Here is a 24,863-nt window from a genome sequence, read left to right as displayed (position 1 = left end):
GGTCAACCTGCCTGCTTTCGCTCGACGAATGCTGTGATCCGGGCCAGGCTATCCAGATTTGCCGGGATGATGTCGGTATCTGCAACCTTGATACCAAACCTCTCTTCCAGATAGCTCACAAGCTCCAGGATACCGGTTGAGTCCACGTAGTCATTGTCGATGAGAGATGTGTCCGCCGTCAGCGGCTGTGACTCGTCGCCGAAGAGAAAGTTCTCGACAATGAACGCGCGAAGGATGGCTTTGGTGTCATCTGACATGATTGAGGTCGGTCCCGTTCTTGGAATTGGAGAGGCTGTCGCTCGTTCCGACGGCCAGGATTTGCGTGGACAAGATTCCGATGAAAGCAGAGTTATCTCTGAAGCTTGCGATTTCACCTTGCATCGCCTTGTCAGCAAGTTTGCCGACGGCAACAGGATTGAAGAATGCAGAGGCTTTCAGGCTCTCCGGCGAGAGGACGATCCTGAGGTAGTCAGAACTTCGCGGCTTGGCGAAGCTGGCAGCATCGGGAGCGCGATAGGGCTGTTTGGGCCTATCGATTATTTCGCCGGGTATATGCCGGCGAGCAACGTCCTTCAGGATATGCTTCTCGCGCAACCCCTTCAGTTTGCGATCCGGGTGCAGCCGTGAGGCAAACGCGACGACGCGGTGATCGAGAAACGGAAAACGCCCCTCCACCGCATTTGCCATCATCGGCCGGTCGCCCTGCGCGGACAGGATGTAACCCGGCAAGAGATAACGAGTCTCCAGATATTGCGCCTGATTGAGAGGATGCCAGCGCTTGAAGTCTTCTGGCAGTTGGCCTGCCAGTTCTTCCGCTGCATCGTAACTTCCAAGTATCCCGCGAAGTTCGGACGAAAAGAACAGCTTTGCCGATGCTGTCGATTTGAACCGCGGCCGATGAGAATAGAGCGGATCCTGAAGATCTTCCGAACCGACACCGAAGAAGCGGGCCAGATACTCCGGTGTCTGCTGCTGAACGCCCGGAAGGTAAGAATACAGGCGCTGAAAAAGTCGTGGTCGCCTCGCCGAGGAAGGTTGGCGGCCGCAGAACCGCCTTACCTTCGCCTCTCGAAACAGGTCGTAACCGGCAAAGATTTCGTCAGCCCCCTCCCCTGTGAGGACAACCTTCATGCCATCGTCTCTGACCGACCGGGCAAGACCCTGAAGTGGTATCGGCGCGGTGCGTAAAACCGGCTGACGTACCGAACGCATGACCCTCGGCAGGTCATCCCGAATCTGGTCATGCGAGGACGTTACGCTGACATGATGGGAGCCGATCGATTGCGCCATCATTTCTTGCCATGGTCCTTCGTCGTGTTCGACACTGTCGAAACGCAGCGAATAGGTCCGAAGCTCATGACCATGGATTTTGGCTGCCAATGCCGACAGCAGGGAGGAATCCAGACCGCCGGACAGATAGGCTCCCACCGGAACATCCGCACGTAACCGAAGGCGGGTGGCGTCCATCAGCAGAGCTTCAAGCTCTTCGAGCTGGTCTTCAGGAGACGCGTCGGTTGCGACATCGGATCGATCGGGAAATTCTGCCTTCCACCAGGCATGGACCCGCTGCATGCCCGCCTCCAGAACCATGACATGGCCGGGCGGTACTTCCTTTATCGCAGCATAGGCCGTGCGCGGCGATATGGGGCACCACAGGGTGAAAGTCTGATCAAGGGCGATCGGATCGAGCTCATGGGAGACGCCCGGCAGTGCGAGCAAAGCCTGAACCTCGGATGCGAAGAAAACCGCACCGTTACATTGTGTGTAGAACAGGGGTCTTACACCCATCCTGTCTCGCGCAAGGATCAGGCGTTGCCGGGATCTGTCATGGATCGCGAAAGCAAAATCGCCATTGAGATCCGGGAGGCAATCCAGCCCTTTGTCGCCGAAGGCCGCGAGAAGGACCTCCGTATCGGAGCTCGATCTGAGGTTATGTCCTTTCCGGTTCAACTCCTGGCGCAATTCTACATAGTTAAACACCTCTCCATTGTAGGAAATGGAAAGATTGCCATCCGTGCTGACCATAGGCTGAGCGCCATCCGCCAGTCCGACAATCGAGAGCCGCGCATGGGCCAGCCCCACATCGCCATAGATCAGAATGCCATTTCCATCGGGTCCGCGATGGTTCAGATGGTCGAGCATGAGACGCAGATAGGAAGCGCCGGTTTCACCTGAAAAGTTTCCGCCAAAGTAGCCTGCGATAGCGCACATGACGGTTCACTCGAACCTGTCGCCGATGAATCGGGTCCAGCCCTCGCCTACCAGACCGTTGATAAACGCCTGTCCGCTCTTCAGCGCCTCCAACAGTTCCTGATCATGCGTATGAACAATCGTTGCCGCGGAAGGAACGAATGCGCACTTCTTGCCGATCATCGCCTGAATGATGTTCGGCTGGCTGGCGCCTCGAATGGCCACAAGCCCGGAGGCGGACGCATCTCTCAACAGGCAATCGATGACGATGGATTCGAGGCCCGGTTCCGAAACGACTTGAACCGTTCTGCCAATATCTCCCTTGTTGCCATAAAAGAGATAGAGCCCGATGATCTTCCCACCACGGTTTTTCACGGCGCGCTGGTGGCGTTCTCCATAGCTACGTTTGCGAGCCGCATGCCGGAGCATCAACTCCAATTGTCCTTGGCGCCAGACTGGTCGAACCGCAAACTGGGTCATTAGTTCTGGCAACAGCGTAGCAAAATCTACGTCCGAAATCGGCTCAGTCAAAAAGGCATCTGCCTTGCCCGGTGTCGGTCCATAGATCAGCCAGCTTGAAGGGCTGACTGCACGACATAGAACGCCATCAAACGCATGGCCAAGTGGCCTCATCACTTTAAGAGCGCGCATATGGTTTGTCGCAGCCTCTATGGCGAATGACGCCGGGCGCAGGATTCGCAGCCAGCCGAGACTGTATGACCCCAGAACGGTGGCCCGCATGGATTTCCACATTTCAGTTGAAACATCATTGGCGGTCTCTGTAAAGGACAGATCCTGGGGGCCGGACAAAACGTCCCGCAAGAGGCGTGCGCCTGCAAATGGATCGACGTCCCGATCATCGGAGACAAAGCTCCCGCAATCAAGCGCAAGGATCTGCCTGTCCTTAAACTGCATCGAAACCGGGAGAACCCCGATAAACCCCGATACGCTTCCGTCGTCTCGCAGATGAACCCGTGATCTGAAAGCCGGTTCCGGCCAAGCATTATCGAGAAAGATCTGGCGGAAGTAAGATCTCAGGTCGTCGTTTGCAGGTTGCGACGTCTTACGAAGTAGCCGCTGGAACAAGTTCGCAACGTCATCCAAATCTGCTGCTTCGAACGTCCTGACCTTCGCCATCGCCTCTCACACAAGGCCCGGAACACAAGGGCCACCCGCTTCTCCTAGCCCGCGGACCGTGTAGAAAGCGTAAAGCACGACCCTTCCTCAGAACCCTGAGTGTCTCACCTTAAGCACACTAGAAGATACCCCAGGCGCGAAAACGGCCTCGACCCGTGACTTCCCGCAGATTGAGTTCTTCGATCAGTCGTAGTGCTGCGCGCTGGGTGATCCTCAACTGACGCGCAACCATCTCAGTCGAAACAATCGGTTTGGACAAAACAAGATTGATTAACTGCGGAAGCCTTGAAGATGATCGTCGTCCAACCAGATGGCGGGACATCATCTGATGCGCGAGGAAAAGTCTATCGTGCTCCTTTAACCCAAATTCCGCCATCGCACGAATGCCGTCCAGGATGTTACGAAGGCGAACAGTTGGATCGCGCGCAGAGCGGTCTTCTCGACTTGCAAGCTTTAAACTGAGGTTCAGTGCCGGAAGATGCGAACCCGTCACACGCTGTCTTTGCCGCAACAGGGAAGCAGCGAGTAAACGGCCAAGCCAGCTTCCATGCTGAAAAACCTGTAGCATATTCCAGCTATCCAGGGCGATGACACATTGCAGCAGCGCGGGATAGTGCGCGTTTCTGGAAACAACCTGAAGCCATTCACTGAGACGCTCTTCCTCGTCCCAGTCTTCATCATAGACAAGGCTTTCCTTGCTTGGTGCTTTTGTGAACCGGATATCATGCAGAACTGCTTCACTTTTCGTCAGCAAGGCATCCATGGCCGCAATACTGCTATCCAGATCATCCGGTTCGCGGTCATCGTCAACAATCACCGACTTCAGTTGTAGACGAGGCGTTTCCTCTGCAATGCTTTTTCCACGCAAAGATGCAATGCCAGAGGTTGTCAGCGCCCAATCAGCCTTGTTCGCCACTATTCGTCTGCGTTGTCTAAGAACATTGTTTGCAATGGTTAACTCGTGGCTGGGGGCCCGGCTATCCTGGGCGACATCATGCAAAACGAGATCTTCCAGATGAACCAGTTCACCATCTATCCACATAGAAGCGCAGGCATCCGTGAAATGAAACCGTTCAAGGAATCCTTCCTGAATAGGTGATCTGGAAAGACGTTCGTCAAGTCTTACAAGCGCAGAATCCGCGGAGATGAGTGCATTCAACAGTGCATCGACATTCAATTTATAAGAAATGCAAGCCGTTGATGTCATGGTGAATAACTCATTAAACAGACACGAACTAACGTTTAATGTCCGCCACTTGGATTGACAGCATCTAGTATATAATCTGGATAAGTGTGAGGTCGCATTGGCCTCTCTTGGCCTCGTCACTCTAATTGGTTGAGGTGATTCGAACCATCTTTTTCTCTTGTCCCTCCTGTACCTCGTTTGCTGTACGATTGCACAGCTTCAGAAGCTGCTGAGAGACCGGAATTTGCTGATCGGCCGCTATCGCGATATCTTGATCTCTGGTGTAGCTATGTTTCAGCATTGACAGCAGAAGTTTTTCTGCATCGAGACGTCCGTAAGTTACGAGCTTTAGCAATTCGCAGAAATAGGCTCCTGGTGATCTGACCTGCTCCTGACGTTGATAAAGAACGCAAACCAGAACGGCTGCTGTCAGTTCGCCGCCTACTCGAACACAGCGTTGGTACTGTTCTTTGTCTATACCCAGCATTAGCCGTGCAACTTCAGAGATGCGCGATAAAGATGTCATATCTCTTATTTGTGCTGTAGGACTGCACTCGAGTATCCTGGGGCAGGTTTTCAAGACAAGGTCCAGTGAGACGGCGGTTCTTTTGAGCACCCTCGCTTGGAACCTGTCAGTGCTGTGATAAGTCGCAGCCCTTTTCCCGCAAGTTTTTCCGTTCTTTCTTTCAATATAGGATTCGGATTCTGACTCCTCTTTGTGGCGGTCATACTGTCCCTCATTGGCGGACGAATTAATCGATTTCTCGATGTTATTCAGAATGTTGAGCACTTCTGAACGCAAAGCTTCAAGCGCGCGTAACGTCGTTTGCAGATTTGCTGCAGTTGCCTGACGAGGAAGATGAGCCAGGACTTCATCCAGGCGGCAGGAAATTGCGATGAGGTCCTCCGACCGAGTCTCCTCGATGTAGAACTGCAGGAGCTTTCTCAGATCGCGGCGACAAATTGTTATCGCTTCCCTGGTTCGTTTCAGGCGCATTGCCTCTTCCACGATTTCGGCTGCCATTTCGGCAAACTCCGTAGCCCTTAACGCCATAGGGCGCAGATCGAAGCCATAAGCACATTCGATCTCACCACTGCGCGAACGATGGGCATAGCGTTTACCGTTTGGACTATCATTTCGGCAGATCAGTCCGGCCTCAACAAGCGAGGCAATGCTCCGCCGTAGCGTTCTGGCGCAAACGCCGTGGGCGCGAAGCGAGAGTTGTTCGTTTGAAGGAAACACGACCAATGGCGCCTTGGGGTCCATGTCGGTTCCTGGAAGAAATGACAGAAGCGCGTTCAGCACTGCAAGTGCCCGATCCTGAAGACCAAGCTTTGAGCGAGCTTCAGCGATGTGCCGGAACACTTTCCACTTATCGACAATCTGAGACCCAGTGACGGAAGTCGCTGTCGCTTGGTGTTTCAATTGAGCACGCGTTAACTGCCGTCGCCCAAAGGGCGTCGTTATAGATTCGAGATGCATCTTCTTTGCCTTTCAATAGGCAAAAGAAATCCGCTCACCAAAACGGTGCCAAAAACTCTTGACTACGATTCGTGAAAGTGCGATTCTCTGTCTTGCTTAAGGATATGAGAAGGGCTTCCACGACGGCGACGTCTCGGGGGCCTTTTTCTTTTGCGGACTATTCCTTCCTGTTTTTCTTTAGATACTGGGCATGCAGCATAGGCAGCTGCTCTGAAATGAATTCAGCAAAGTCCGTTGGAACAGATTTGTTGAAATTGATTTTCGAGCCCGATTTAGAATGTGCAAGGGTTCCGATAATCAATCCACTCGCTTCGATCTCGCGAATTGAAGATACAGTTTGCTTGACTTTTTGGGTCTTCAGCGCGTTGAGCGCCAGCGCGAAACGATCCGCACCATCTTTGACATAGGCAAGAGCCGCCCTCACCTGTCCATCGGCATTGTCAGCCTGATGCCAGTGTTCGACGAACTCCATCCAGCGACGTCGGCCAGTATCTGGACTACGGCCGATAAGGCGCAGTACATCTCCCGGCACCGTTGTTGCGATACGGATCATTTCGGAGATGTGCGATTTGCCCGTAGAAAGCGATGCGCAGATAATATCGCGGTTGAAACCGGCCTCTTGTTGCGCCAGGGCGAAACTGCACTTTTCGATGAAGGTAAGATCGTCTCTATTTGTGTTTTCTTCGCCTTGATAGATGATCGCCTGCTCATCCGTTAGGTCCTTGACGATCGCACGAAACTTCAGACCCAAAACCTTGGCGGCAGCCAGACGGCGCCTACCGTAGACGATTTGAAAAGGCTTTATTCCGTCCGATGTCGGCCGAACCAGGCCGGGCACAATCTGGCCCTGCTGCTTGATCGATTCAAGCATCTCGGCCATTGCACTGTCGTCATAAGCTCCTTCGAAGCGATCCTGAATTGCAGACTGCGCGATATCGTCGACATCGATTTCAGCAATGCGGTCGCCTTCCTTCAGCAGTCGGTCGAGAATTTCTCCCCTCTCCTGCATCTGGCGAATGCCGTCGGCGACTTTCTTGAGATGTGGAGACTGGGAATTCGGCGCCGATGTCGGGATGGTTGGGCTGGCCGGAGCCTGCATCTGTCCCAGCACATTGGCGAACATCCCTTTGGAATCTTTACGGCTCATTGGCGACCCCATGCAGTCCAGATCAGTTTTTCGATTTCTTCATTCGACGCGTTTAGCGATTCAATTGCTCTGTCGTAGGTCTTGGGTGACGAAAATCTCGAACGCTGCACTTCGTAGAGGCTTTGCTTCCAGGTCAGTGCGTCGGCCACAGCCGTTGATTTGATGATCATGTTCAGCAGCAGATTCTCGCCGAAGACCTGACGCATGAGAGCAGCCATATTGGCTTGCGGATGATCGTTCGGCTCATACTTGGTAATCAGGAATCTCGCAAAATCCCAGGAGACGGATGCGCCGACATCATTGAGGATCTGCATGTACGACGATGCCAGTTCGAGAAATTTGCCGGTCGCGTCTACGTCCAGCATATGGGCCGGCACCGGAATGATGACACCGGTTGCCGCTGTCAGCGAGGAGAGCGTGAGGAAGTTCAACGACGGTGCTGAATCCATCAGGATGATGTCGTAATCGTCCGTTACCTGCTCCAGAGCTTGAGAGACACGCAGCAGGAAGCTTGTGCCGCTTTTGCGCATCTCGAGTGCGACAGCGGTCTCGAATTCCGTCAGTTCAAGTCCGGCGCAGATGACGTCGAGGCCGGTGATGTGCGTCTTGTGAATGAGCTCGCGTGTTGGACGCGGTTGATCGAACCGGATGGCCGCATAAAACGTATCATCTGTCCGTGGATCAAACGTCGGCAGCGCTCCATGAAGACTGGTGAGCGAGGCCTGAGGATCGAGATCCAGAAGCAGCACGCGGTAACCCCGCAAGGCGAGGTAATGTGCCAGATGCACCGTCGTGGATGTCTTGCTCGATCCGCCCTTGAAATTCGTCACTGAAATGATCTGGCAGGCTTCGCCGAAAACGCGGCGAGGGTTCATCCACTTCTTTCGCCCGTTTTCCGCAAGCGTCATTCTCAGCTCGAGAATTTGCTCAAGAGTGTACATGCGACGCCCATTGCCGTTGACCTCCGGGGTGGGCCCCTTTTCCTTCTGAACGATCTGGCGAATATAGGCTTCCGACACATCGAGCAGCGCTGCCACCTCCGCTGCCGGAAAAAGGCGCATTTCACGGCGGGAATCGGGAGGGTATTGCGCTAGAGTCAGGCTCTGGAGCGCGCTGTCCAGTTTGCTCGAAAAGCTTTGCATGAAGTCAAGGCTACTTAGATGGCGATTCACGATTCGGGTCCTCAATTGCATTGCGATAGATAGGAGCAGCCTTGGTTAACATGTCTCTAACGACGGTGATGTTTCGCAAAAAACCGGAACTGCGGCAATTATGCGCAACTACAAGCCTATATCGATTCGGATTGGTGGTGAATGGGCAATAGTTCCCCGCGGGGAACCTTACCCTTTGTCCAGTTGTCTTGGTGGCAGACAAGACCCTCATCTGATAATGGGATCTACCGAAATCCGATTTTACTGAAGCGCTGGCTGCTGTGTAAGAATGCGAGGCCAGGATCGGAACATATGCAATTCGAGTTTTGCTCGATCTGCTGAAGAATTAGCACACTGTGCAAAAAAAAGTGGCGAACTAAACAGAAGTCTTGACCGAACCGGCCCCCACGAAACATAGGTGTGGCGCAGCTCCAGAATAGACGAGAGTCTGCAAGAATTCATTGCAATCATAATGAGTCCAGAACCGGTAATACCGTCTCCTCACGTATGATCAGCGGTGGCGCAGCGTAGGCAGGTGGACATTATGAATTTGATGGGGACACATTTGCGCGGACTTGACCTTTCCGACATGGGAGAGAATGCCGCGATCCTACTCGGTCCTGCACCCGCCTTCCAATACAATCAAGATGAACGGTTGGAGCAACTTTTTGCCGAGCGCGCGTCAACAGACGGCGATGTGGTAGCGGTGATCGATTCCTGTCGACGATGGACCTATGCCGAGATTGATGCGTGCGCCAATCAGTTCGCCCGCATGTTGATCGAGCAGAATGTGAAGCCTGACGACCGCATCGCGCTTCTGGTCGATCGCTCTGCTGAAACCTACATCACCATCCTCGCCATCCTGAAGGCCGGTGCAGTCTTTGTTCCGCTTGCGACGGCGTTTCCGGACGAGCGCATGGCGCTCATCCTGGAGGACGCGAATGTCAGCCTCTTGATTACGACCGAGGCCTATGCTGATCGTGCGTGTGGTCTATCCGTGCCGTCCCTCGTAGCGAGGCTCGACCGCGAAGATCTGTCCAAGTTCGCGTCTTTGGCGGTTCAGGTTAGTTCTGCTCCCGATTCTCTCTGCTACATCCTTTATACGTCCGGCACGACAGGTCGACCCAAGGGTGTGGCCGTTGCGCATCGAAGCATCTGCAATTTCGTGCGCGTCGCAGCCGATGCTTATGGCTACCGCCCGGATGACCGCATCTATCAGGGCATGACCATTGCCTTCGACTTTTCCACCGAGGAGATCTGGGTTCCCTTCGCCGCTGGTGCGACCGTTGTTCCGGCACCGGGCCGTATGACGCTTGTCGGTGAGGAGCTTGCAGAATTCCTCCGCGCCAACCAGATAACCTGCATAGCGTGCTCACCTACCCTCCTGTCCTCCATTGAGAGTGATGTTCCGTCGCTTCGCGCAATTCTTGTTGGTGGGGAGCACTGTCCGCAAAATCTTGTACAGAGATGGTGGCGTCCAGACCGGCAGATCCTGAACACCTATGGTCCCACGGAAGCCACCGTCACTGCGACGATGTGTTGCCTGACCCCTGATCATCCGGTCACAATCGGAAAACCATTGCCAACATATTCCATTGTTCTTCTCGATCCTGAAGCTCCTGAACTTGTTTCGCATGGAGATCTGGGTGAAATTGGTATCGCTGGTATCGGGCTTGCAGTTGGTTACCTCAACCGTCCGGAATTAACCCGGCAAAAGTTCATCCGCGATTTCATTGGACTGCCGAACAATCCGTCTAATCGCATCTACCGGACAGGTGACCTCGGGCGGATCAACGAGCAAGGCGACATCGAGTATCACGGCCGCATCGACACTCAGGTGAAGATACGAGGCTATCGGATCGAACTGAGCGAAATTGAATCGGTGCTCCTGGAGCAGTCGTCCATCGCTCAGGCTGCCGTGACGACCTGGGAGGTTGAACCAGGCCGCGTTGAGCTTGTCGGATACTATGCATACAAGTCCGGCGTTGATACGATTTCGCGTAGCGCCATTGCTGCAGAACTGCGAAAGCGTCTGCCCGACTATATGGTGCCATCCTTCCTTGAGGAGTTGCCAGTGCTTCCGATGACCGTATCCGACAAGATCGATACGCGTCGTCTGCCAAAACCCACGAGTTTGCGAGTTAGCAAGGAACGGCCAGAGGTGCCGCCTACCAATGATGAGGAACGCTTTATTGCCGCTGCGCTGTCCGAGGCGCTGAATATGAAAGTCAATTCGATCAATGATCATTTCTTCGACGATTTAGGCGCCAACTCTCTCCTCCTGGCGCGCTTTTGTGCAAAGCTGAGAATGCGCAAAGAGTGGGCCACCACCTCGATGCGTGACATCTACATGCATCCTTCTGTTGCGAGTTTGGCGCAACACCTCAAGGGACCAGAGGAAGAGGTTATCGCAGTTGAGGAAACGTATCCCCGTCACCGAGCAAGCAATCTTGCCTACTGGGCTTGTGGCGCAGCGCAACTCTTGTTCTATGGAGTTTACGCATATGCAGATCTTTGGTTGCTCAATCTTGGATTGAATTGGGTCTATGACAAGCTGGATGATCCCGCCCAGCTCTATGCGAGATGCGCACTTCTATCGCTTGCTATCTTCTTCGGTATGTCCGGCTTTGCAATTTTGATGAAGTGGCTGCTGATCGGACGTTGGAAACCCGAGAGCATCCCCCTCTGGAGTTTGCGCTATTACCGCTTCTGGATCGTGAAGACGCTGATACAAACGGCGCCTGTCGTACTTTTCAGAGGGAGTCCCCTCTACAGCGTCTACCTGCGTTTGTTAGGCGCCCGTCTGGGTGACAATACGACGATCGAATGCCGTTCAATTCCTGTCTGTACAGATCTCATTTCGATTGGTGACAATTCCATTCTGCGCAAAGAGTCCATGCTTACTGGTTACCGCGCACAGTCTGGATACATTCACACAGGCCCCATTTCGATTGGCGATAATGCCTTTGTGGGGATGGGCTGCATGATCGACATCGATACGAGTATTGGCAATCGGTCGCAGCTCGGCCATGCCTCCTCGCTCCTGAGGGGGCAGCGGATACCTGACGATCAGCATTGGCACGGCTCTCCTGCCAGCCAGACGACTGCCAATTACTGCCCCGTTCCACCGGTCCAGATTTCGACGACCCGCCGAATTCTTTACGAAATCGTCCAGGTCATCACGCTATTCGTCTTTGTCACCCCTATCCCGCTGTGGTTCCACAGCTATTGGCAGAATGTCTCCGACGACTACCAGGAATCCATTGGCGTTGTGGCAATCGGCACGACCGTAACGCTGGTTGCCTTGTTCGCGGGTCTATTGGCTGCCGCGCTCATCCTGCCTCGACTATTCAGCTTCATCTTGCGACCGAACCGGACCTACAAGCTCTATGGTTTCCATTTCTGGCTTCAGTCCATCGTTGAAGTTGTCACCAATGCGCGATTGCTGAACCTTCTGTTTGGCGACAGTTCCGCCATCGTTCATTACATTCGAGCTCTCGGATGGAAACTGAACAAGGTGGTTCAGACCGGTTCGAACTTTGGCAGCAATCAACAGCAGGATAACCCGCTTTTTTGCGAGATCGGCTCCGGGACAATGGTTTCGGACGGTCTGTACATGATCAACGTCAACAAGTCTGCAACCGCGTTCCGCCTGGAAAAGACCAAGATTGGTGAGCGCAACTACCTTGGAAACAATATCTTCTATCCGCCGAATGGCCGCACGGGGGAGAATGTTCTTCTCGGAACCAAGGTCATGATCCCGGTTGATGGCCCGATGCGCGAGAATGTAGGACTGTTGGGTTCCCCACCCTTCGAGATCCCCCGTATCGTTCAACGCGATGTCGACCTTATCCAAGGTGTCACCGAGGACGAGCGACGCGCGCAGTTGCCGCGGAAGAACAGGCACAATGCGGCAACGGGCCTCACATTCTTCGCAGTTCAGTGGATCATGCTGTTTTCAACGCTCGCAATCTGGGATCGCGCGCTGAACTACTACACGGAGTGGGGTCACCTCGCCTTGTTCGGTGCAGTCGTCCTGACTGCCAGTGTCACCATTGTGCTGCACATCTTCATCGAATGGGCAAGCCTGCGTTTCCGGCCTCTGAAGCCGAACATGACAACGATCTATGATATCTCGTTCTGGCGGCATGAACGGCACTGGAAACTGGCGGATTCTCCGATCACAAACCTTTTTACGGGAACACCATTCAGGCCCATGATCTTGAGAGCGCTTGGCGTCAAAATGGGCAAGCGCGTCTATGATGGCGGCGCGAACCTGACCGAGCGTTCGCTGGTCCAAATCGGTGACGATGTAACGTTGAACGAAGGTTGCGTCATCCAGGCTCACTCTCTGGAAGAGGGAGCCTTCAAGTCAGACCATATCCGTATCGGTAACGGATGTACCTTGGCCACAGGCGCGTTCGTCCACTACGGCGTCGTCATGCAGGAAGGTTCTACTGCGGATCTGGATTGCTTCATCATGAAGGGTGAAATTCTGGAGAAGAATTCCATCTGGCGTGGCAATCCCGGCAAACTCTATGGCTTTTTCAAAGCGGCGGGCGATTGAGCCGACCTCAGAGAGATTCGAGAGACGCATGATAGCCTTTCTCACCGGAATTCTTCCATCCGCTGTCACCCTGTGGCAGCGGATTTTCCATATGTGCAGAACGGTAAAATGCAACCTATGATGAATGTGATCGATTCCAGCGATCGAGAGTAGTGCAACTAATCTGCTACCAAAAATTGTTTTAAACAGCAATTTGGTAGTAACATGCACTCAATCCATTTCACTCACAAAATTACCGGAACCTCCATCGCGCTCGAAATTCATTCGACCGACCTGAATCTCATGGGGATCATCACCACTGCAATCCAGTCGTTGAATGGCTTGCAGCTATACCACGGAGAACCGTAGAACCAGGCAAGGTCCTGGGGTTTTGCTATCTTCGACTGCAGACACGAATTCCACGAGGGTTTCGTCGAATGTCCATAATCTAGCTCTCGTACCCCCCGCGCTGGCCAATCGTGAAACAACCTACGCGTCCGGATTTACCGACTTCATCGCATGGCCCCTTACGCCGTCCGAACTAAGCGTTCGGATTCTCGGTCGTTGCGGGATCTGGTCTGATGAAGGAAAATATCACCGGTTTTCGCCAATCCCACTTGTAGAACGCATCTGCAACTTCATGAGCGAGGATCCGCAGCGGACTGTATCCGTCCGGTCGCTAGCCAGAAATTTCCATAGCAACCACAACACCATAAACCGCCTTTTCAAGCAGGAGTTCGGACTTCCGCCTCTCGCCTGGCAACGAAAACTCAGATTGGAAGGTGCAGCCTACCGTCTGATGCGAAGCATGGATTCGATCAACGAAATCGCAGCCGAATTTGGCTATCCATCGCCGAACAACTTCGCGACGGCGTTCAAGCGTCGTTTCGGCAAATCACCCCTTCAATACCGAAGAGATGAAGCACGCAAACGTCAGGATGACTAACGAAGAAGAAACCTTCAGAGAAGAATTCTAGCTTCTCTTTTAGGTTGCAATCATCAATAAAAAACGCTTAGGTTGATTCGGAGAGAATGCCCTAACGGAATGCAGCCACCAACGGGGAGGCGACCACAATCTGCAGGGAAACCTCCCCATAACATGAACATAAGCCTCAATAAGGATATTACCATGCCAAATTATACCCTGAATATTGCATTTGATCAGGCCGGTCTTCAGGCGCTGAGCCAGGCTGGACAGAGCGTTACAATTGCAAAGCAGTCTGCGGGCGGCCTTCAGACCGCCTGGATCACATTCCAGCCGCAGCTCAATAACATCGTTACGTGGACGGAGCAGTATTCGGTTTACGCGTCGACGACCAATGCCCAGGCAGGTGCTCAGATCATAACCAGTTCCCAGGCAACGGCAATTGGCGGCAGCAGCTACAACCTCAACACCGCCGGATACTTCGATCCGGGTGTTCCCAATGTAGTCGCTTCGACCCAGTATGAGATCAACAACGGCGATCCGAACCTCAAGATCAACAATGTGGCGATGGTGACCGGTGGTCTCGTACAGGGTGCAACGGTCAACGGCGCGGCTCTTTCCGCCCCGATTTGCGCTGTTGGCATTCTCTTCAACCAACAGGCGATCTTCACGCCGATCGAGACGATCCAGATCTATACGTCGAGCTATTCGAACAACGGTATCGTCATCTCGCAGGTTGCTGGCAATGCGCTGACGGTCACCTATACGACCAACTCCACTGCGAGCGTCGCATATAACGATCAGAACAACCAGTTCATCATGAGCTGAGGCGTCAATCGAAGCATCGATGGTTTGAGGTATCGGTCATGCTATCGGTCATAACAGTGCCGCGCAGGCAGTCTGCCTTTCTGAGAGAAGGGCAGGTTCGGGGACCACTCCAGGTGACGGGCGTCATGACGCCCTACACCATCGCGATCGGCGATGGAGAGCCTGAGCCGCACGTCATCCCGTTGGGCCAGATCCATACCTATAACGTCGGTGGCCGGAGCGTTAAGGTGTCAAATACCACACCCGCGCCCGGTCCCGATAATCTGACCCTGTCCTGGTAAAGTGTCTTCCTGACGCTTTAGAGCTTCCTGCTCGGAAAACCTGGCATTTCGGGCAGAGGGGTTACAGGGCTGGTGGTCGATCCCTCGGGGGAGGGGTCGGCCACCTCTAACATCAGGAGAACGCGTGACAAACTTCTTGTTGAATATCTCTGTCGACAACGATGGTATCAAGACGATCAACGCGGCTGGCGGATCTATAGCGATTCTCGTGCCGCAGGCTTCCTCATATTATCAGATCGTCGCAGTTCTGATTTCTCCTCTCAATAGCATCCAGGTTGCCTGGACCGATACTCTTACAGTGTACACGTCCTCCACGCAGCTTTCGACGGATCAAATCATCCCAATAAATTCTTCGGAAATCGCCTATCTTGGATTGGCCTATGCGTTTAACGGGAGTGTCATTTCTGCGGCTGGACAGGCTGGCGCGCAAGGCATTGTTCAGTTAACGAATGGGTCGGGCAGTACGGTGACGACCGGACTGGCAAAGGTCTTCACCGTAAACAGTCAGACGCAAGCACCCGCGGCAACCACAGCATCATCTCTCATGGTTCAAGGTCTGGCGACATTCTGGCCAACCAATGACATCATGATAACGGTCATGTCGGGTGCCGCAGTCGGAATGGCGGTCCCGACCTACTCCTTTCCAGATTTTTCAGCGTCTTATGACAACCGTCTCACCGGACAGGTCACCATACAGCCTCCGCTTATCCTCAGCTTCTCGGCTTCTAATGCGACACAGAGCATCATCTTCAACGATACGACATGTCAGTTCCAGCTGACCAGTTGATGGTTCGGCGAGGTCAAAGCTCATCAAGCCTTTCGTTTAACGTCTCGATCTGCCGCAGGCGCTTCCTGCCCTCCACGCCTGCCTTTTCAAGACAACGGGTGATCAGCAGATGGCAGAGCGTCATGACAGCCGTGTGGTTGAAGAGAGGTCCCGGTGCCAGCGTCTGGCACTGAAAATGCCATGTCGGCCCGCTTTCGAACTGGGCACTTTCATCGGTAATGTAGAGAAGCTGCGCTTTGGTCTTCCGAATATGCGCGAGAATGTTTTCCCCCTGCGCCACCCTGCGGCGTAACGCGAAGAACACGACCATGTCGTCGGGAGTGATACTCACCAGATGTTCGCCAAGTGTTTGGCCGGCACCGGGAATAGCCACAATCTCTTCGAGCACCTGCGTCAACTGCCACTGGAGATATGAGGCGAAAGGGAAACTGCTGCGAAAGCCAATCACCCAGACCTTGCGGGCTGTCATCATCGCCTGGCTCGCAGCCTCGATCTGACTTTCGGAGATGGTAAGGAATGTCGTTTCCAGGTTGGAAATGGCTTGCGCAACATGCGCTTCTATCGTTTGCAGTCTCCCCGGTTCCTCAGCCCTGTTCAGAAAAAGCCGCGATCCACTCTGCTTGTCTATCCGGGCATGGCGTCGAGCTTCTTCATAGTTGGCATAGCCCAACCGCTGGATGAAACGAGTGACCGTCGCCTTGGAGACATGGGCAAGCAATGCCAGTTCCTGAGCAGAATAGCTGGCCATTTCGCCCGGAAAGTCGCAAACGAACTCCCCCAGACGCCGTTCGGCAGGGTGCAGTTCAGGTAAGGCCTCCCTTACCCTGAAAAGAAAAGATCAATCCTTGGCATCCGCGCTCCATACTCCCGTTGCACAGGATCTTCCCGCTCAATTCGAGCAGCCGCAAGGTCTATGTTGGATGTTCTGCGGGAGCGGCGCGTTTCGTGATTTCAGCAACGATAGACCGGACAGCAGACCCGATCGGTGCGATGATGGGAACAGCCAAAGCCTTCTGGAGCGCGTGGGCGGCCTGCCCCAAAGGGCCCCCGCCGATAATGACGACATCGGCGCCGTCCAGATGAACGCACTCCCTCACAGCCTTCTCCAGCGCTTCAAACAGCCGCTCGGGAGATCCGGCCAGATCCACAGGATCGCCCGGTGTCAGCCGGGTTCCGGTGTAGAGATTGGCTAGATCCAAGTCGTCCGCCTTTGCCGCAAAACTTGGAACCAGTTCCGGCGTCAACGTGGCAATTCCAAAGCGCCTTTTTCCAACGGTGGCTTCCAGCATGCTCGCTTCGCAAATGCCAACGACCGGGATGCTGCATCCGGCTTTCAGTTTCTCCAGTCCGGGATCTCCGAAGGCGCTAATGATGAGGCCACTGCTTTTCGCTGATGCCAGAAGCCCGATCGAGATTGTCTCTTCCGCAGCATCCTCAAGTTGGGACGCATTCAGGATCATGGCAACGCCGTGGCGAGCGGTCTTTCCTTCGACACTGAAACCCGGCGGAAGCTCGTTGCGCGCGACTTCCGTCATCATCGCCGTCGTATCCTCCGATGTATTCGGATTGATCAAGGTGATGTGGGGCATAGCGAGCATAGTCTAGGCATATCTTACGCAGGCGACACTTGCCGTGTCGTCAATCGCTGTCAAGCGAGGCACATCGGTGATGCACTGTGCGGCGGCCTCAGCACAACGGGGCGCGAATGCACAGCCCGGCGGCAGGGCAGCGAGGTCCGGAGGCGCGCCGGGGATCGTAATCAGCCGGTCGCGCCCATGCGCGAGCTCGACACGCGCTCCGAGCAAACCCCTGGTATAGGGATGCTTCGGATTCTGGATCACGTCGGCCACCTTGCCTTCTTCCACGATCCGCCCGGCATACATTACCGCGATCCGGTCAGCGACCTCCGCGGCGACACCGATATCGTGCGTTACGAAAATGACGGATAGCCCGTATTCCTTTTGCAGCTCGCGGATCAGCAGCAAAATCTGGATCTGGACTGTCGCATCGAGCGCGGTCGTCGGTTCATCTGCAAGCAGAACCTTGGGGTTGCAGGCTATCGCCATGGCGATCATCGAGCGCTGCAGCATGCCGCCGGACATTTCATGCGGATAGTTCATCAGTCTTCGCTCGGGGGAGGGGATGCGAACCTTCTCGAAAAGCCCAAGAGCCCGTAACGCGGCCTCGCGCCGTGAGACATTCTCGTGGCGCATGATCGCTTCCTCGATCTGTTGACCGAGCGTGTAGACCGGATCGAGCGCAAGGCGCGGCTCCTGAAATACCATGGAAACGGTTGCACCGCGATAGTCTGCTAGTTCGCGCGCAGAAAGTTCGGTTACGTCATTGCCTGCCACACGCATGGACCCCTCTATGCTGGTGCCCTTCGGATGGAGCCGGAGAAGCGATCGCATGGTCACGCTCTTGCCTGATCCGGACTCTCCCAGAAGTGCAACAACCTCGCCACTGTTTACCGAAAGGCTGACACCGTTGACGGCCTTGACCGGCTTTCGTCCACGATTGAATGTCACCGATAGGTTACGGATGTCGATCATTGGATCTTTCATTAGGTCATGCCTCCATTTGTACCGGTGCACGGCTGTGGCCTGAATTCGTCATGGCCATTAGACAGGCCGCCGACTGTGCGCCAGAGATGCGGGAAAGCGGTGGAAGCGTCTGGCGACAGACATCTTCCGCGAAGGAGCAGCGCGTATGAAAGCGGCAGCCCGCAGGCGGATCGATAGGGTTCGGCGGATCTCCGGAAAGAGGCGGTTCGAGCGTCCTCTCACCGGGGTTCATTTTCGGCATTGAAGCAAGCAGAGCGGACGAATAAGGGTGGCGAGTTTTCTCGAATATGGCATCGCGTTCGCCGATCTCCGCCACCTTTCCCAGATACATCACCATAACCCGCTCACACATGAAGCGGACCACGTTGAGGTCATGGGAGATGAAGAGATAGGTCAGGCCAAAATCGCGCTTGAGGTCCAGCAGCAGATTGAGAACCTGTGCCTCCACGCTCTTGTCCAGAGCCGAGACTGCTTCGTCGAGAATGACCAGACGCGGCTCCAGGGCTAGAGCGCGGGCAATGTTCACGCGCTGGCGTTGACCGCCAGACAATTCGTGCGGATAGCGTCCGGCGAACCGAACCGGCTCAAGTCCTACCCGGTGCAGCAGATCGTGAGCCCTTGCTATGGCTTTGGCGGCCGGAACGCCATGAACGCGGGGCGCGAACGCGATGGATTCCTCGATCGTCAGGCGTGGGTTGAGGGAGGCATAGCTGTCCTGAAACACCATTTGCACCTGACGCCGGTATTCCGAGAGCGGTAGCGTCTCGCCAGCCGACTCACCATCGAACAGGATCTCCCCGCGATCCGGCGTGATGAGCTGCATCAGCAGGCGGGCGGTGGTGGATTTTCCGCAGCCGCTCTCACCCACAACCCCCAGCGTTTCGCCTTTCAGGATGTCAAAATCCACGCCATCCACCGCGTGAACGACTTTTTTCGGCTTCAGGAAGCCGCTGCCCTTGACCGGAAAATGCTTCAGCAGGCCCCTTACAGAAATGAGAGGCTGAGCCGGACCGCCCCTCTCGCCCACGGGAAGGATAGGACTAGGTTCGCCAACAAGATTGATCATGATTTCACATCCATCGCGGTACGAAGCCCGTCGGAGAAAAGGTTGAAGCAGATGGAGGTGATGAAAATCATCACGCCGGGAAGGGCTGCCACAAACGGATTGCTGTAGATGGCGGTGCGAAGCGTGTTGAGCATCAGCCCCCATTCCGCATCGGGCGGTCTTACGCCCAGGCCTAGAAAGGAGAGGCCCGATGCGAGGATCATCGAGACGGAAATCAGGCTGGTCGCGAAAACGAAGATCGGCCCAAGTACGTTACCCAGAATATGAACGCGAATGATTGTTGCTGCGGAAGCCCCTGACGCGCGAGCGGCATCCACGTAGTCAAGTTTGCGCACCTGGGTGGTGACGCTTTCCGCAACACGTGCAATCTGGGGGATGAAGACGACAGTCAGCGAAACAAGCGCATTGGTCAGACCCGATCCCAGCGCGCCCGACAATGCCACCGCGAGAAGGACGGATGGGAAGGCGTAGAATACGTCAATGGTGCGCATGATGAGCGTGTTGACGATGCCGCCGGCATATCCGGCGATGATGCCAATGGTGGAGCCGATGATGAAGGCGATCGGCACCGGTATAACGCCCATGATCAGAGACAGGCGCGTGCCGTGGATCAGGCGGGAGAGCATGTCGCGGCCTAATTCGTCGGTTCCGAAAATGTATCCGGGCGTGCCGATCGGTTTCAGACGGCGGATCACACTGCCCTTGGATGGATCGTATGGCGCGATGTAAGGCGCGAAAATCGCGATAAGAACCAGAATGACAATGATTGCCAGAGCGATCATGGCCACCGGATCGCGAATGAGCCGACGCAGGACATTGCTCCAGAAACCAGGGGATTTTGCAACAAGGACACCGACCGGCGCGTCGATGTCTGTAGTGACTGCGCTCATGGTCAGCTCCTCTGGATGCGGGGGTCGATAGCGCTCTGGAGCACGTCGACGGCAAGGTTCAGCAGCACGAAGAACATTGCGAGTACGAGGATGGTGCCCTGTAGTATCGGCAGGTCACGGGTGAAGATGGCGCCGTTCAGAAGAAATCCGGTGCCAGGCCAGGAGAAGACGGTTTCGATGAGAATTGAGCCGCCGAGAAGGTATCCAAGCTGAAGGCCCATGACCGAAAGCGCCGTCGGCGCGACATTGCGAATGACGTGACGCATGATCTGCCTGCTCATCAGCCCCTTGGCCGCGAGCGCCTGCGTGAAATCCTGTGAAAGAATGTCTGCAACGAGCGAACGGATCGTGCGGGCGATGATACCCATTGGAATGACTGACATGGTCACGGCAGGCAGAATCAAAAACTGGAGATAGGCCCAGCTGAATCCGCGTCCCGTGGATCCTTCCGGACCGCCGCCCATGGCCGGTAGCCAGCCAAGCGTGACCGAGAAGGCGATGACGAGAACCATGCCCAACCAGTAATGAGGCACGCTGACGCCAAGCATTGAGACAGCGGAGGCCGCGCGATCTATCCATGTTCCGCGAAATACGCCTGCCAAAAACCCCAGTACCGAACCGGTGATGAAGCCGACGCAGGCAGCAGCGACAGCCAGGATGATGGAGTTTACCGAGGCATCGAGAATTTCGCCGAGGACTGGACGTCCGGTTGCGATCGATGTGCCGAGGTCACCTTTCAGTGCATGCCATGCCCAGAGCAGGTATTGAACCGGAAGTGGCTGATCAAGACCGTAGAAGCTGCGCATTTGCGCCTGCATCTCTGCGGAAGCATCCGACGGAAGGATCGCAGCGAGGGGATCTCCCGGCGCGATGTGGATCAGCATGAAGCAAACAATGCTGACGCCAATCGTGACCGGGATGACATGCAAAATTCGTTTGAGCGCATAAAGCAGCATAAGGGCCTCATTCGATCGGTTGAATTGGCACAAACAAGTCAGGCGCGCCGGGCGGCTGCAGCAGAACGCCGGAATCGGAAACACCGGCGCGCCCGTGTGTCACTCAATCCATCGAGATGGTCGAGAAGTCCTGGAACCAGTTCTGCGCCTGGACGAAGCCCTTGACCTTGCCCGTCATGGCGCGTGGGGCAACGTCATGCGTCACCATGAGGAAGAGCGCATCGTTGACGTATTTCTCATGGATCTGCTGCATCACCTTGTCCTGTTCCGCCGCATCGAAGGTGTTGCGCACCTTGTCGAACAGGGCATCCATATCCTTGTCGCAATAATAGCCCCAGTTGGTGCCCGCAGGCGGCGCCAGATTGCACTGCGATTGGCGGATCATGGCAGTGAAGGGATCCTGGATGAAATAGCTGTAGTTGACGGCGGTCGCGCCCTTGGCGCTCGCATCCTTGGCCCCTGCGCGCCACACGTTGATGACCGTGTTCCAGTCCATCACTTCGTATTCGACGTTGATGCCAATTTCGCCGAGCGTCTGCTGAATATACTCGTTCATCTGCAATGGCAGCATCTGGCCGGAGCCGGATGAAGAGATGACGACCTTGGTCTTGATCGGATTGTCAGGACCGAAGCCGGCCTCCTTCATCAGCTTCTTGGCTTCTTCGATGTTGTAGTCGAGCTTGAAGCTTGGCTTGCCGAACCACTGGTGGCCAGGCGGCATGTAGCCCTGCGCCGGAACAGACAAACCACCGAGAAGCTCGTTAAGACCCTGACGATCGACTGCCAGGTTTGCGGCCTTTCGAACACGAATGTCATTCCATGGTGAGCCTTCGATACGGGAAAGATGCCAGGTCCAGTTATGCGGATAGGAGTTCGTGACGATCTTGAAACCGGCATCCTTCAGTGACTTGACCGAATCCGGGGCAGGGGCTTCCACCCAATCCACCTGGCCGGAGCGCAGGGCCGCAACACGCGTGTTCGGCTCGGGCAGCGGGATCAGTACGAGCTTGTCCAGCTTCGGCACGCGGGCCTTGTCCCAGTAATCCTTGTTGGGCGTGAGTTCGGCCCGCTCGCGTGGAACAAAGCCGCTTTCCATCTTCCAGGGGCCGGTTCCAGAAGGCTTCTGAGCAACATTGTCCCAGTTCTTTCCTTGCGCTTCCCAGTTTGCGGGAGAGGAAATCAGGATCCAGCTCAACTGATAGGGGAGCGTCGCATCCGGCGATTTGGTGGTGATCTCGACAGTCAGTGGATCGATGACCTTATACGATGCGACAGCAGGAATACGAGACTTGCCCTGCGCAGACTGACGCTTGTCGAACTGCGGCGCATCCTGTTTCAGGAGCTTGTCCAGGTTCCAGACAACTGCTTCGGCCGTGAATGCGCTGCCATCATGAAATTTCACGCCATCCCGGAGTTTGAAGATCCATTTCGTCTTGTCGTTCGCATCGACCTGCCAGGATGTCGAAAGGCTTGGAACGAGGCCCGACGGTTTGTCAGCCTTTGTCAAATCCCATTCGACCAGAGCATTATAGACCGTATAGCCCATGAATCGCTGACCTTCACCGCCTTGGTCCGTCTGACCCGTGGTGAGAGGAATATCTGACGCGGTCATCCCGATTCTCAACGTTCCGGCAGCGTCGGCCTGACCGGTTATCGCGATCATTCCAAAGGTGGCAGCACACAGGATCGTGCTCAACCGCAGCACGTTGACCACTGTTTGCGAAGCCTCGGGCTTGGATGATGTCTTCGTCATGCTGTTCCCTCTTTTCGTTGTGAATGCCGGACTTGTATCCAGTCGAGGGAAGCGAAGCAGATTTCATGCCAGACGCGGTGAAAACATAATTTCATAGATATATCGGATGTTTACAGAAATATTTTGTTTTGATGAGGCCGCCCATGGGTCGGTGACTGCTGAGCTACTATGCGAGCTGCTAGTATGTGCACATACTATCATCTGATCATTTGCGAAGATGCGAGCGACCCATTCCGCTCTCCCGCCCGACGAATTCAGCTCTTTCAGAAAAAGTTAAGAAGCTAAAATTCACCACTTTACGACTAACATGTTAGTGTAGTACATAAACGATGTTAGTTGAAGGAGCACAGAATTGTCTCGCAAGTTTGGCCTGTCGGCCGCCCTGACCACGCCGTTCGATGAGACCGGAAACATTCTTTTGCCAATGCTGACCGAGCATGCACGCTTCTGTCTCGACCACCACTGTGACAGCGTGACGGTCTTTGGTACGACGGGCGAGGGAAGTTCCATTGGGCACAGCGAGCGCGGGAAGGTTCTCTCTGCTCTTAAGGCTTCAGGCATTTCTGGTGCCAACATTGTCGCTGGCGTTCTGGTTGATTCTGTCATCGACGCTGTCGAGCAGTCCGCCCAGGCACTTGATCTCGGAGCGCGTAACATTCTCTTGGCGCCGCCCTCCTATTTTAAGAATGTATCGGATGATGGTCTGTTCACCTGGTTTTCGGCAGTATTCGCGGGTCTGGGATCCAAGGCTCGGGATATCATCGTCTACAACATTCCATCAGTCACGATGGTCAAGATCTCCGTCGACCTCGTAACAAGACTATGCGCGGCGTTTCCTAGTATTGTCACGGGCGTGAAGGATTCTGGTGGTGATTGGGCGCACACCGAGCGCCTTTTGAAGGAGCATGGCGATCTTGCCATCATGATCGGCGACGAGCGGCATCTTGCCCAGGGAACCCGATTGGGTGGGCAGGGTGCCATTTCCGGCATGGCCAACCTCTTGGGCGCAGAAGTGTGGGCCATGGCGGTCGATGGTCGTGACGATGATCGCGTCACCGGTCTTGTCGAGGTCCTGCTCAACTATCCGGTCACGCCTGCCGTCAAAGTCCTGGTTGCTCATACCAGCGGCAACGGGATATGGCTGAACGTGCGGCCTCCGTTGATTACGATTGCGGCTCAGGATCGCGACAGAATTTGCAGCGTGTTCGATCAGGCTTTCTCCGAAAAGGCCGCCTGATATCAACCAGTTGGGGTGGGGACGCAATGGACGAGATGAGCGAACAGGTGCCACTGCGGGAAAAGGCGTATGAGAGTTTCACGCGCCACCTGCTGGCGCGTGATGTTCGTCCCGGCCAGTTCATTTCCCAAAGGCAGTTGGTAGAACTGACCGGGCTGACGCTAGGCGCGATACGGGAGCTGATTCCGCGGCTCGAAACGGAAGGCCTGATCAAGACTGTTCCTCAACGCGGGCTGCAGATTGCCCATATCGATCTCAGCCTGATCCGGGAGGCGTTTCAGTTTCGCATCTTGCTGGAAAAGGAGGCCGTTGCCCTGTTCACACGCAATGCAAGCGATCAGGAGGTTCATCGTCTTCTGAGCGCGCACCGCGAGATCGCTCAGAAAATCGAGGAAAGTGGTCCGTCACCTGAACTTGAGCAACGGGCGCAGGCGACTGACTGGGGCATGCATAACGCCTTCATCGATGCCATGGGCAATTCGATCATTTCCAATGCCTATCGGGTCAATGCCATCAAGATGCGGCTCATCAATCAGGAACGCATCCGCATTGAGGGTCGCGTTGGTCCGGTTATGCGTGAGCACTTGGCGGTTCTCGAAGCGATCGAAAGCCGATCCGTGGATGACGCCGTTCAGCGCCTCGTGGCGCATATCGGAAATGCAAGGGATCGAGCCCTCGCAATCTAGCAGTTTTCATCTGTCGCTCTGAGGAGATGCGACTTTCAAAACGGGAGGAC

The 24,863-nt window shown here is 55.0% G+C and carries 20 protein-coding genes and 1 pseudogene; 7 read left to right on the top strand and 14 right to left on the bottom strand.

The features are described 5' to 3' along the window. Nucleotides 1-2: 2 nt before the first annotated feature. The 7 genes from MUU53_RS05630 to repA all read right to left on the bottom strand — a co-directional run bounded on the left by MUU53_RS05630 (nucleotide 3) and on the right by repA (nucleotide 8,315). Nucleotides 3-257 carry an acyl carrier protein gene (locus MUU53_RS05630; RefSeq protein ID WP_247260016.1) on the bottom strand — a complete coding sequence of 85 codons (255 nt, stop codon included), beginning with the start codon at nucleotides 255-257 and terminating at the stop codon, nucleotides 3-5. Beyond that, on the bottom strand, nucleotides 247-2,211 hold the full coding sequence (asnB, locus tag MUU53_RS05625; protein WP_247260015.1) for an asparagine synthase (glutamine-hydrolyzing): 1,965 nt from the start codon (nucleotides 2,209-2,211) through the stop codon (nucleotides 247-249). The genes MUU53_RS05630 and asnB overlap by 11 nt, the downstream gene beginning before the upstream one ends. Nucleotides 2,212-2,217: 6 nt before the next feature. Next, nucleotides 2,218-3,105, bottom strand: coding sequence for a hypothetical protein (locus tag MUU53_RS05620; RefSeq protein ID WP_247260014.1), 888 nt, complete (start codon nucleotides 3,103-3,105; stop codon nucleotides 2,218-2,220). Between the two features lie 340 nt (nucleotides 3,106-3,445). Then, nucleotides 3,446-4,534, bottom strand: coding sequence for an RHE_PE00001 family protein (locus MUU53_RS05615; RefSeq protein ID WP_247260013.1), 1,089 nt, complete (start codon nucleotides 4,532-4,534; stop codon nucleotides 3,446-3,448). Between the two features lie 121 nt (nucleotides 4,535-4,655). Then, a complete protein-coding gene (repC, locus tag MUU53_RS05610) occupies nucleotides 4,656-5,996 on the bottom strand; it encodes a plasmid replication protein RepC (protein ID WP_247260012.1) in 1,341 nt (446 codons plus the stop codon). Between the two features lie 157 nt (nucleotides 5,997-6,153). After that, nucleotides 6,154-7,143 carry a plasmid partitioning protein RepB gene (gene repB / locus MUU53_RS05605; protein WP_247260011.1) on the bottom strand — a complete coding sequence of 330 codons (990 nt, stop codon included), beginning with the start codon at nucleotides 7,141-7,143 and terminating at the stop codon, nucleotides 6,154-6,156. Then, nucleotides 7,140-8,315 (bottom strand): plasmid partitioning protein RepA, encoded by a 1,176-nt coding sequence (repA, locus tag MUU53_RS05600; protein ID WP_247260010.1) that lies wholly within the window; start codon nucleotides 8,313-8,315, stop codon nucleotides 7,140-7,142. The genes repB and repA overlap by 4 nt, the downstream gene beginning before the upstream one ends. 568 nt (nucleotides 8,316-8,883) lie before the next feature. Here repA and MUU53_RS05595 point away from each other — a divergent pair. From MUU53_RS05595 to MUU53_RS05580, 5 genes are all read left to right on the top strand, one after another. Further along, nucleotides 8,884-12,861 (top strand): Pls/PosA family non-ribosomal peptide synthetase, encoded by a 3,978-nt coding sequence (locus MUU53_RS05595; protein ID WP_247260098.1) that lies wholly within the window; start codon nucleotides 8,884-8,886, stop codon nucleotides 12,859-12,861. 316 nt (nucleotides 12,862-13,177) lie between these two features. Next, the gene (locus MUU53_RS23335; RefSeq protein WP_425524253.1) at nucleotides 13,178-13,786 is read left to right on the top strand and encodes a helix-turn-helix domain-containing protein; all 609 of its coding nucleotides are present in this window, start codon (nucleotides 13,178-13,180) and stop codon (nucleotides 13,784-13,786) included. 183 nt (nucleotides 13,787-13,969) lie between these two features. Next, nucleotides 13,970-14,593 carry a hypothetical protein gene (locus MUU53_RS05590; protein WP_247260009.1) on the top strand — a complete coding sequence of 208 codons (624 nt, stop codon included), beginning with the start codon at nucleotides 13,970-13,972 and terminating at the stop codon, nucleotides 14,591-14,593. 38 nt (nucleotides 14,594-14,631) lie between these two features. After that, nucleotides 14,632-14,874, top strand: coding sequence for a hypothetical protein (locus tag MUU53_RS05585; RefSeq protein WP_247260008.1), 243 nt, complete (start codon nucleotides 14,632-14,634; stop codon nucleotides 14,872-14,874). A gap of 124 nt (nucleotides 14,875-14,998) precedes the next feature. Continuing rightward, a complete protein-coding gene (locus MUU53_RS05580; protein ID WP_247260007.1) occupies nucleotides 14,999-15,661 on the top strand; it encodes a hypothetical protein in 663 nt (220 codons plus the stop codon). Between the two features lie 13 nt (nucleotides 15,662-15,674). On the opposite strand, the pseudogene MUU53_RS05575 reads toward MUU53_RS05580, so the two are convergent. The 7 genes and pseudogenes from MUU53_RS05575 to MUU53_RS05545 all read right to left on the bottom strand — a co-directional run. Then, nucleotides 15,675-16,499, bottom strand: a pseudogene (locus tag MUU53_RS05575) (MurR/RpiR family transcriptional regulator); the annotation flags it as partial. A 73-nt stretch (nucleotides 16,500-16,572) separates the two neighbouring features. Then, nucleotides 16,573-17,250 carry an aspartate/glutamate racemase family protein gene (locus MUU53_RS05570; protein ID WP_281435009.1) on the bottom strand — a complete coding sequence of 226 codons (678 nt, stop codon included), beginning with the start codon at nucleotides 17,248-17,250 and terminating at the stop codon, nucleotides 16,573-16,575. A gap of 12 nt (nucleotides 17,251-17,262) precedes the next feature. Continuing rightward, nucleotides 17,263-18,225: an ABC transporter ATP-binding protein gene (locus MUU53_RS05565; RefSeq protein ID WP_247260005.1), complete on the bottom strand. Its 963-nt coding sequence runs from the start codon at nucleotides 18,223-18,225 to the stop codon at nucleotides 17,263-17,265. A gap of 4 nt (nucleotides 18,226-18,229) precedes the next feature. Further along, nucleotides 18,230-19,291, bottom strand: a complete 1,062-nt coding sequence (locus tag MUU53_RS05560) for an ABC transporter ATP-binding protein (protein ID WP_247260004.1) — start codon at nucleotides 19,289-19,291, stop codon at nucleotides 18,230-18,232. Next, nucleotides 19,288-20,181: an ABC transporter permease gene (locus tag MUU53_RS05555; protein ID WP_247260003.1), complete on the bottom strand. Its 894-nt coding sequence runs from the start codon at nucleotides 20,179-20,181 to the stop codon at nucleotides 19,288-19,290. The genes MUU53_RS05560 and MUU53_RS05555 overlap by 4 nt, the downstream gene beginning before the upstream one ends. 2 nt (nucleotides 20,182-20,183) lie before the next feature. Continuing rightward, entirely contained in the window at nucleotides 20,184-21,137 is a 954-nt protein-coding gene (locus tag MUU53_RS05550) for an ABC transporter permease (RefSeq protein ID WP_247260002.1), read from the bottom strand. A 103-nt stretch (nucleotides 21,138-21,240) separates the two neighbouring features. Next, the gene (locus MUU53_RS05545) at nucleotides 21,241-22,800 is read right to left on the bottom strand and encodes an ABC transporter substrate-binding protein (protein WP_247260096.1); all 1,560 of its coding nucleotides are present in this window, start codon (nucleotides 22,798-22,800) and stop codon (nucleotides 21,241-21,243) included. 442 nt (nucleotides 22,801-23,242) lie between these two features. Between MUU53_RS05545 and MUU53_RS05540 the strand changes: the two genes are divergently transcribed. Together MUU53_RS05540 and MUU53_RS05535 are read left to right on the top strand one after the other, a co-directional pair. Next, a complete protein-coding gene (locus MUU53_RS05540; protein WP_247260001.1) occupies nucleotides 23,243-24,127 on the top strand; it encodes a dihydrodipicolinate synthase family protein in 885 nt (294 codons plus the stop codon). Nucleotides 24,128-24,153: 26 nt separating this feature from the next. Then, the gene (locus MUU53_RS05535; RefSeq protein WP_247260000.1) at nucleotides 24,154-24,813 is read left to right on the top strand and encodes a GntR family transcriptional regulator; all 660 of its coding nucleotides are present in this window, start codon (nucleotides 24,154-24,156) and stop codon (nucleotides 24,811-24,813) included. Nucleotides 24,814-24,863: the final 50 nt, after the last annotated feature.

Origin of the sequence: Affinirhizobium lemnae (assembly GCF_022968395.1) — a bacterium.
In the GTDB taxonomy this organism is placed as follows: Bacteria; Pseudomonadota; Alphaproteobacteria; order Rhizobiales; family Rhizobiaceae; genus Neorhizobium; species Neorhizobium lemnae.
The sequence above is the reverse complement of the archived record's forward strand: the minus strand, read 5'-3'. Positions and strand labels throughout refer to the sequence as shown.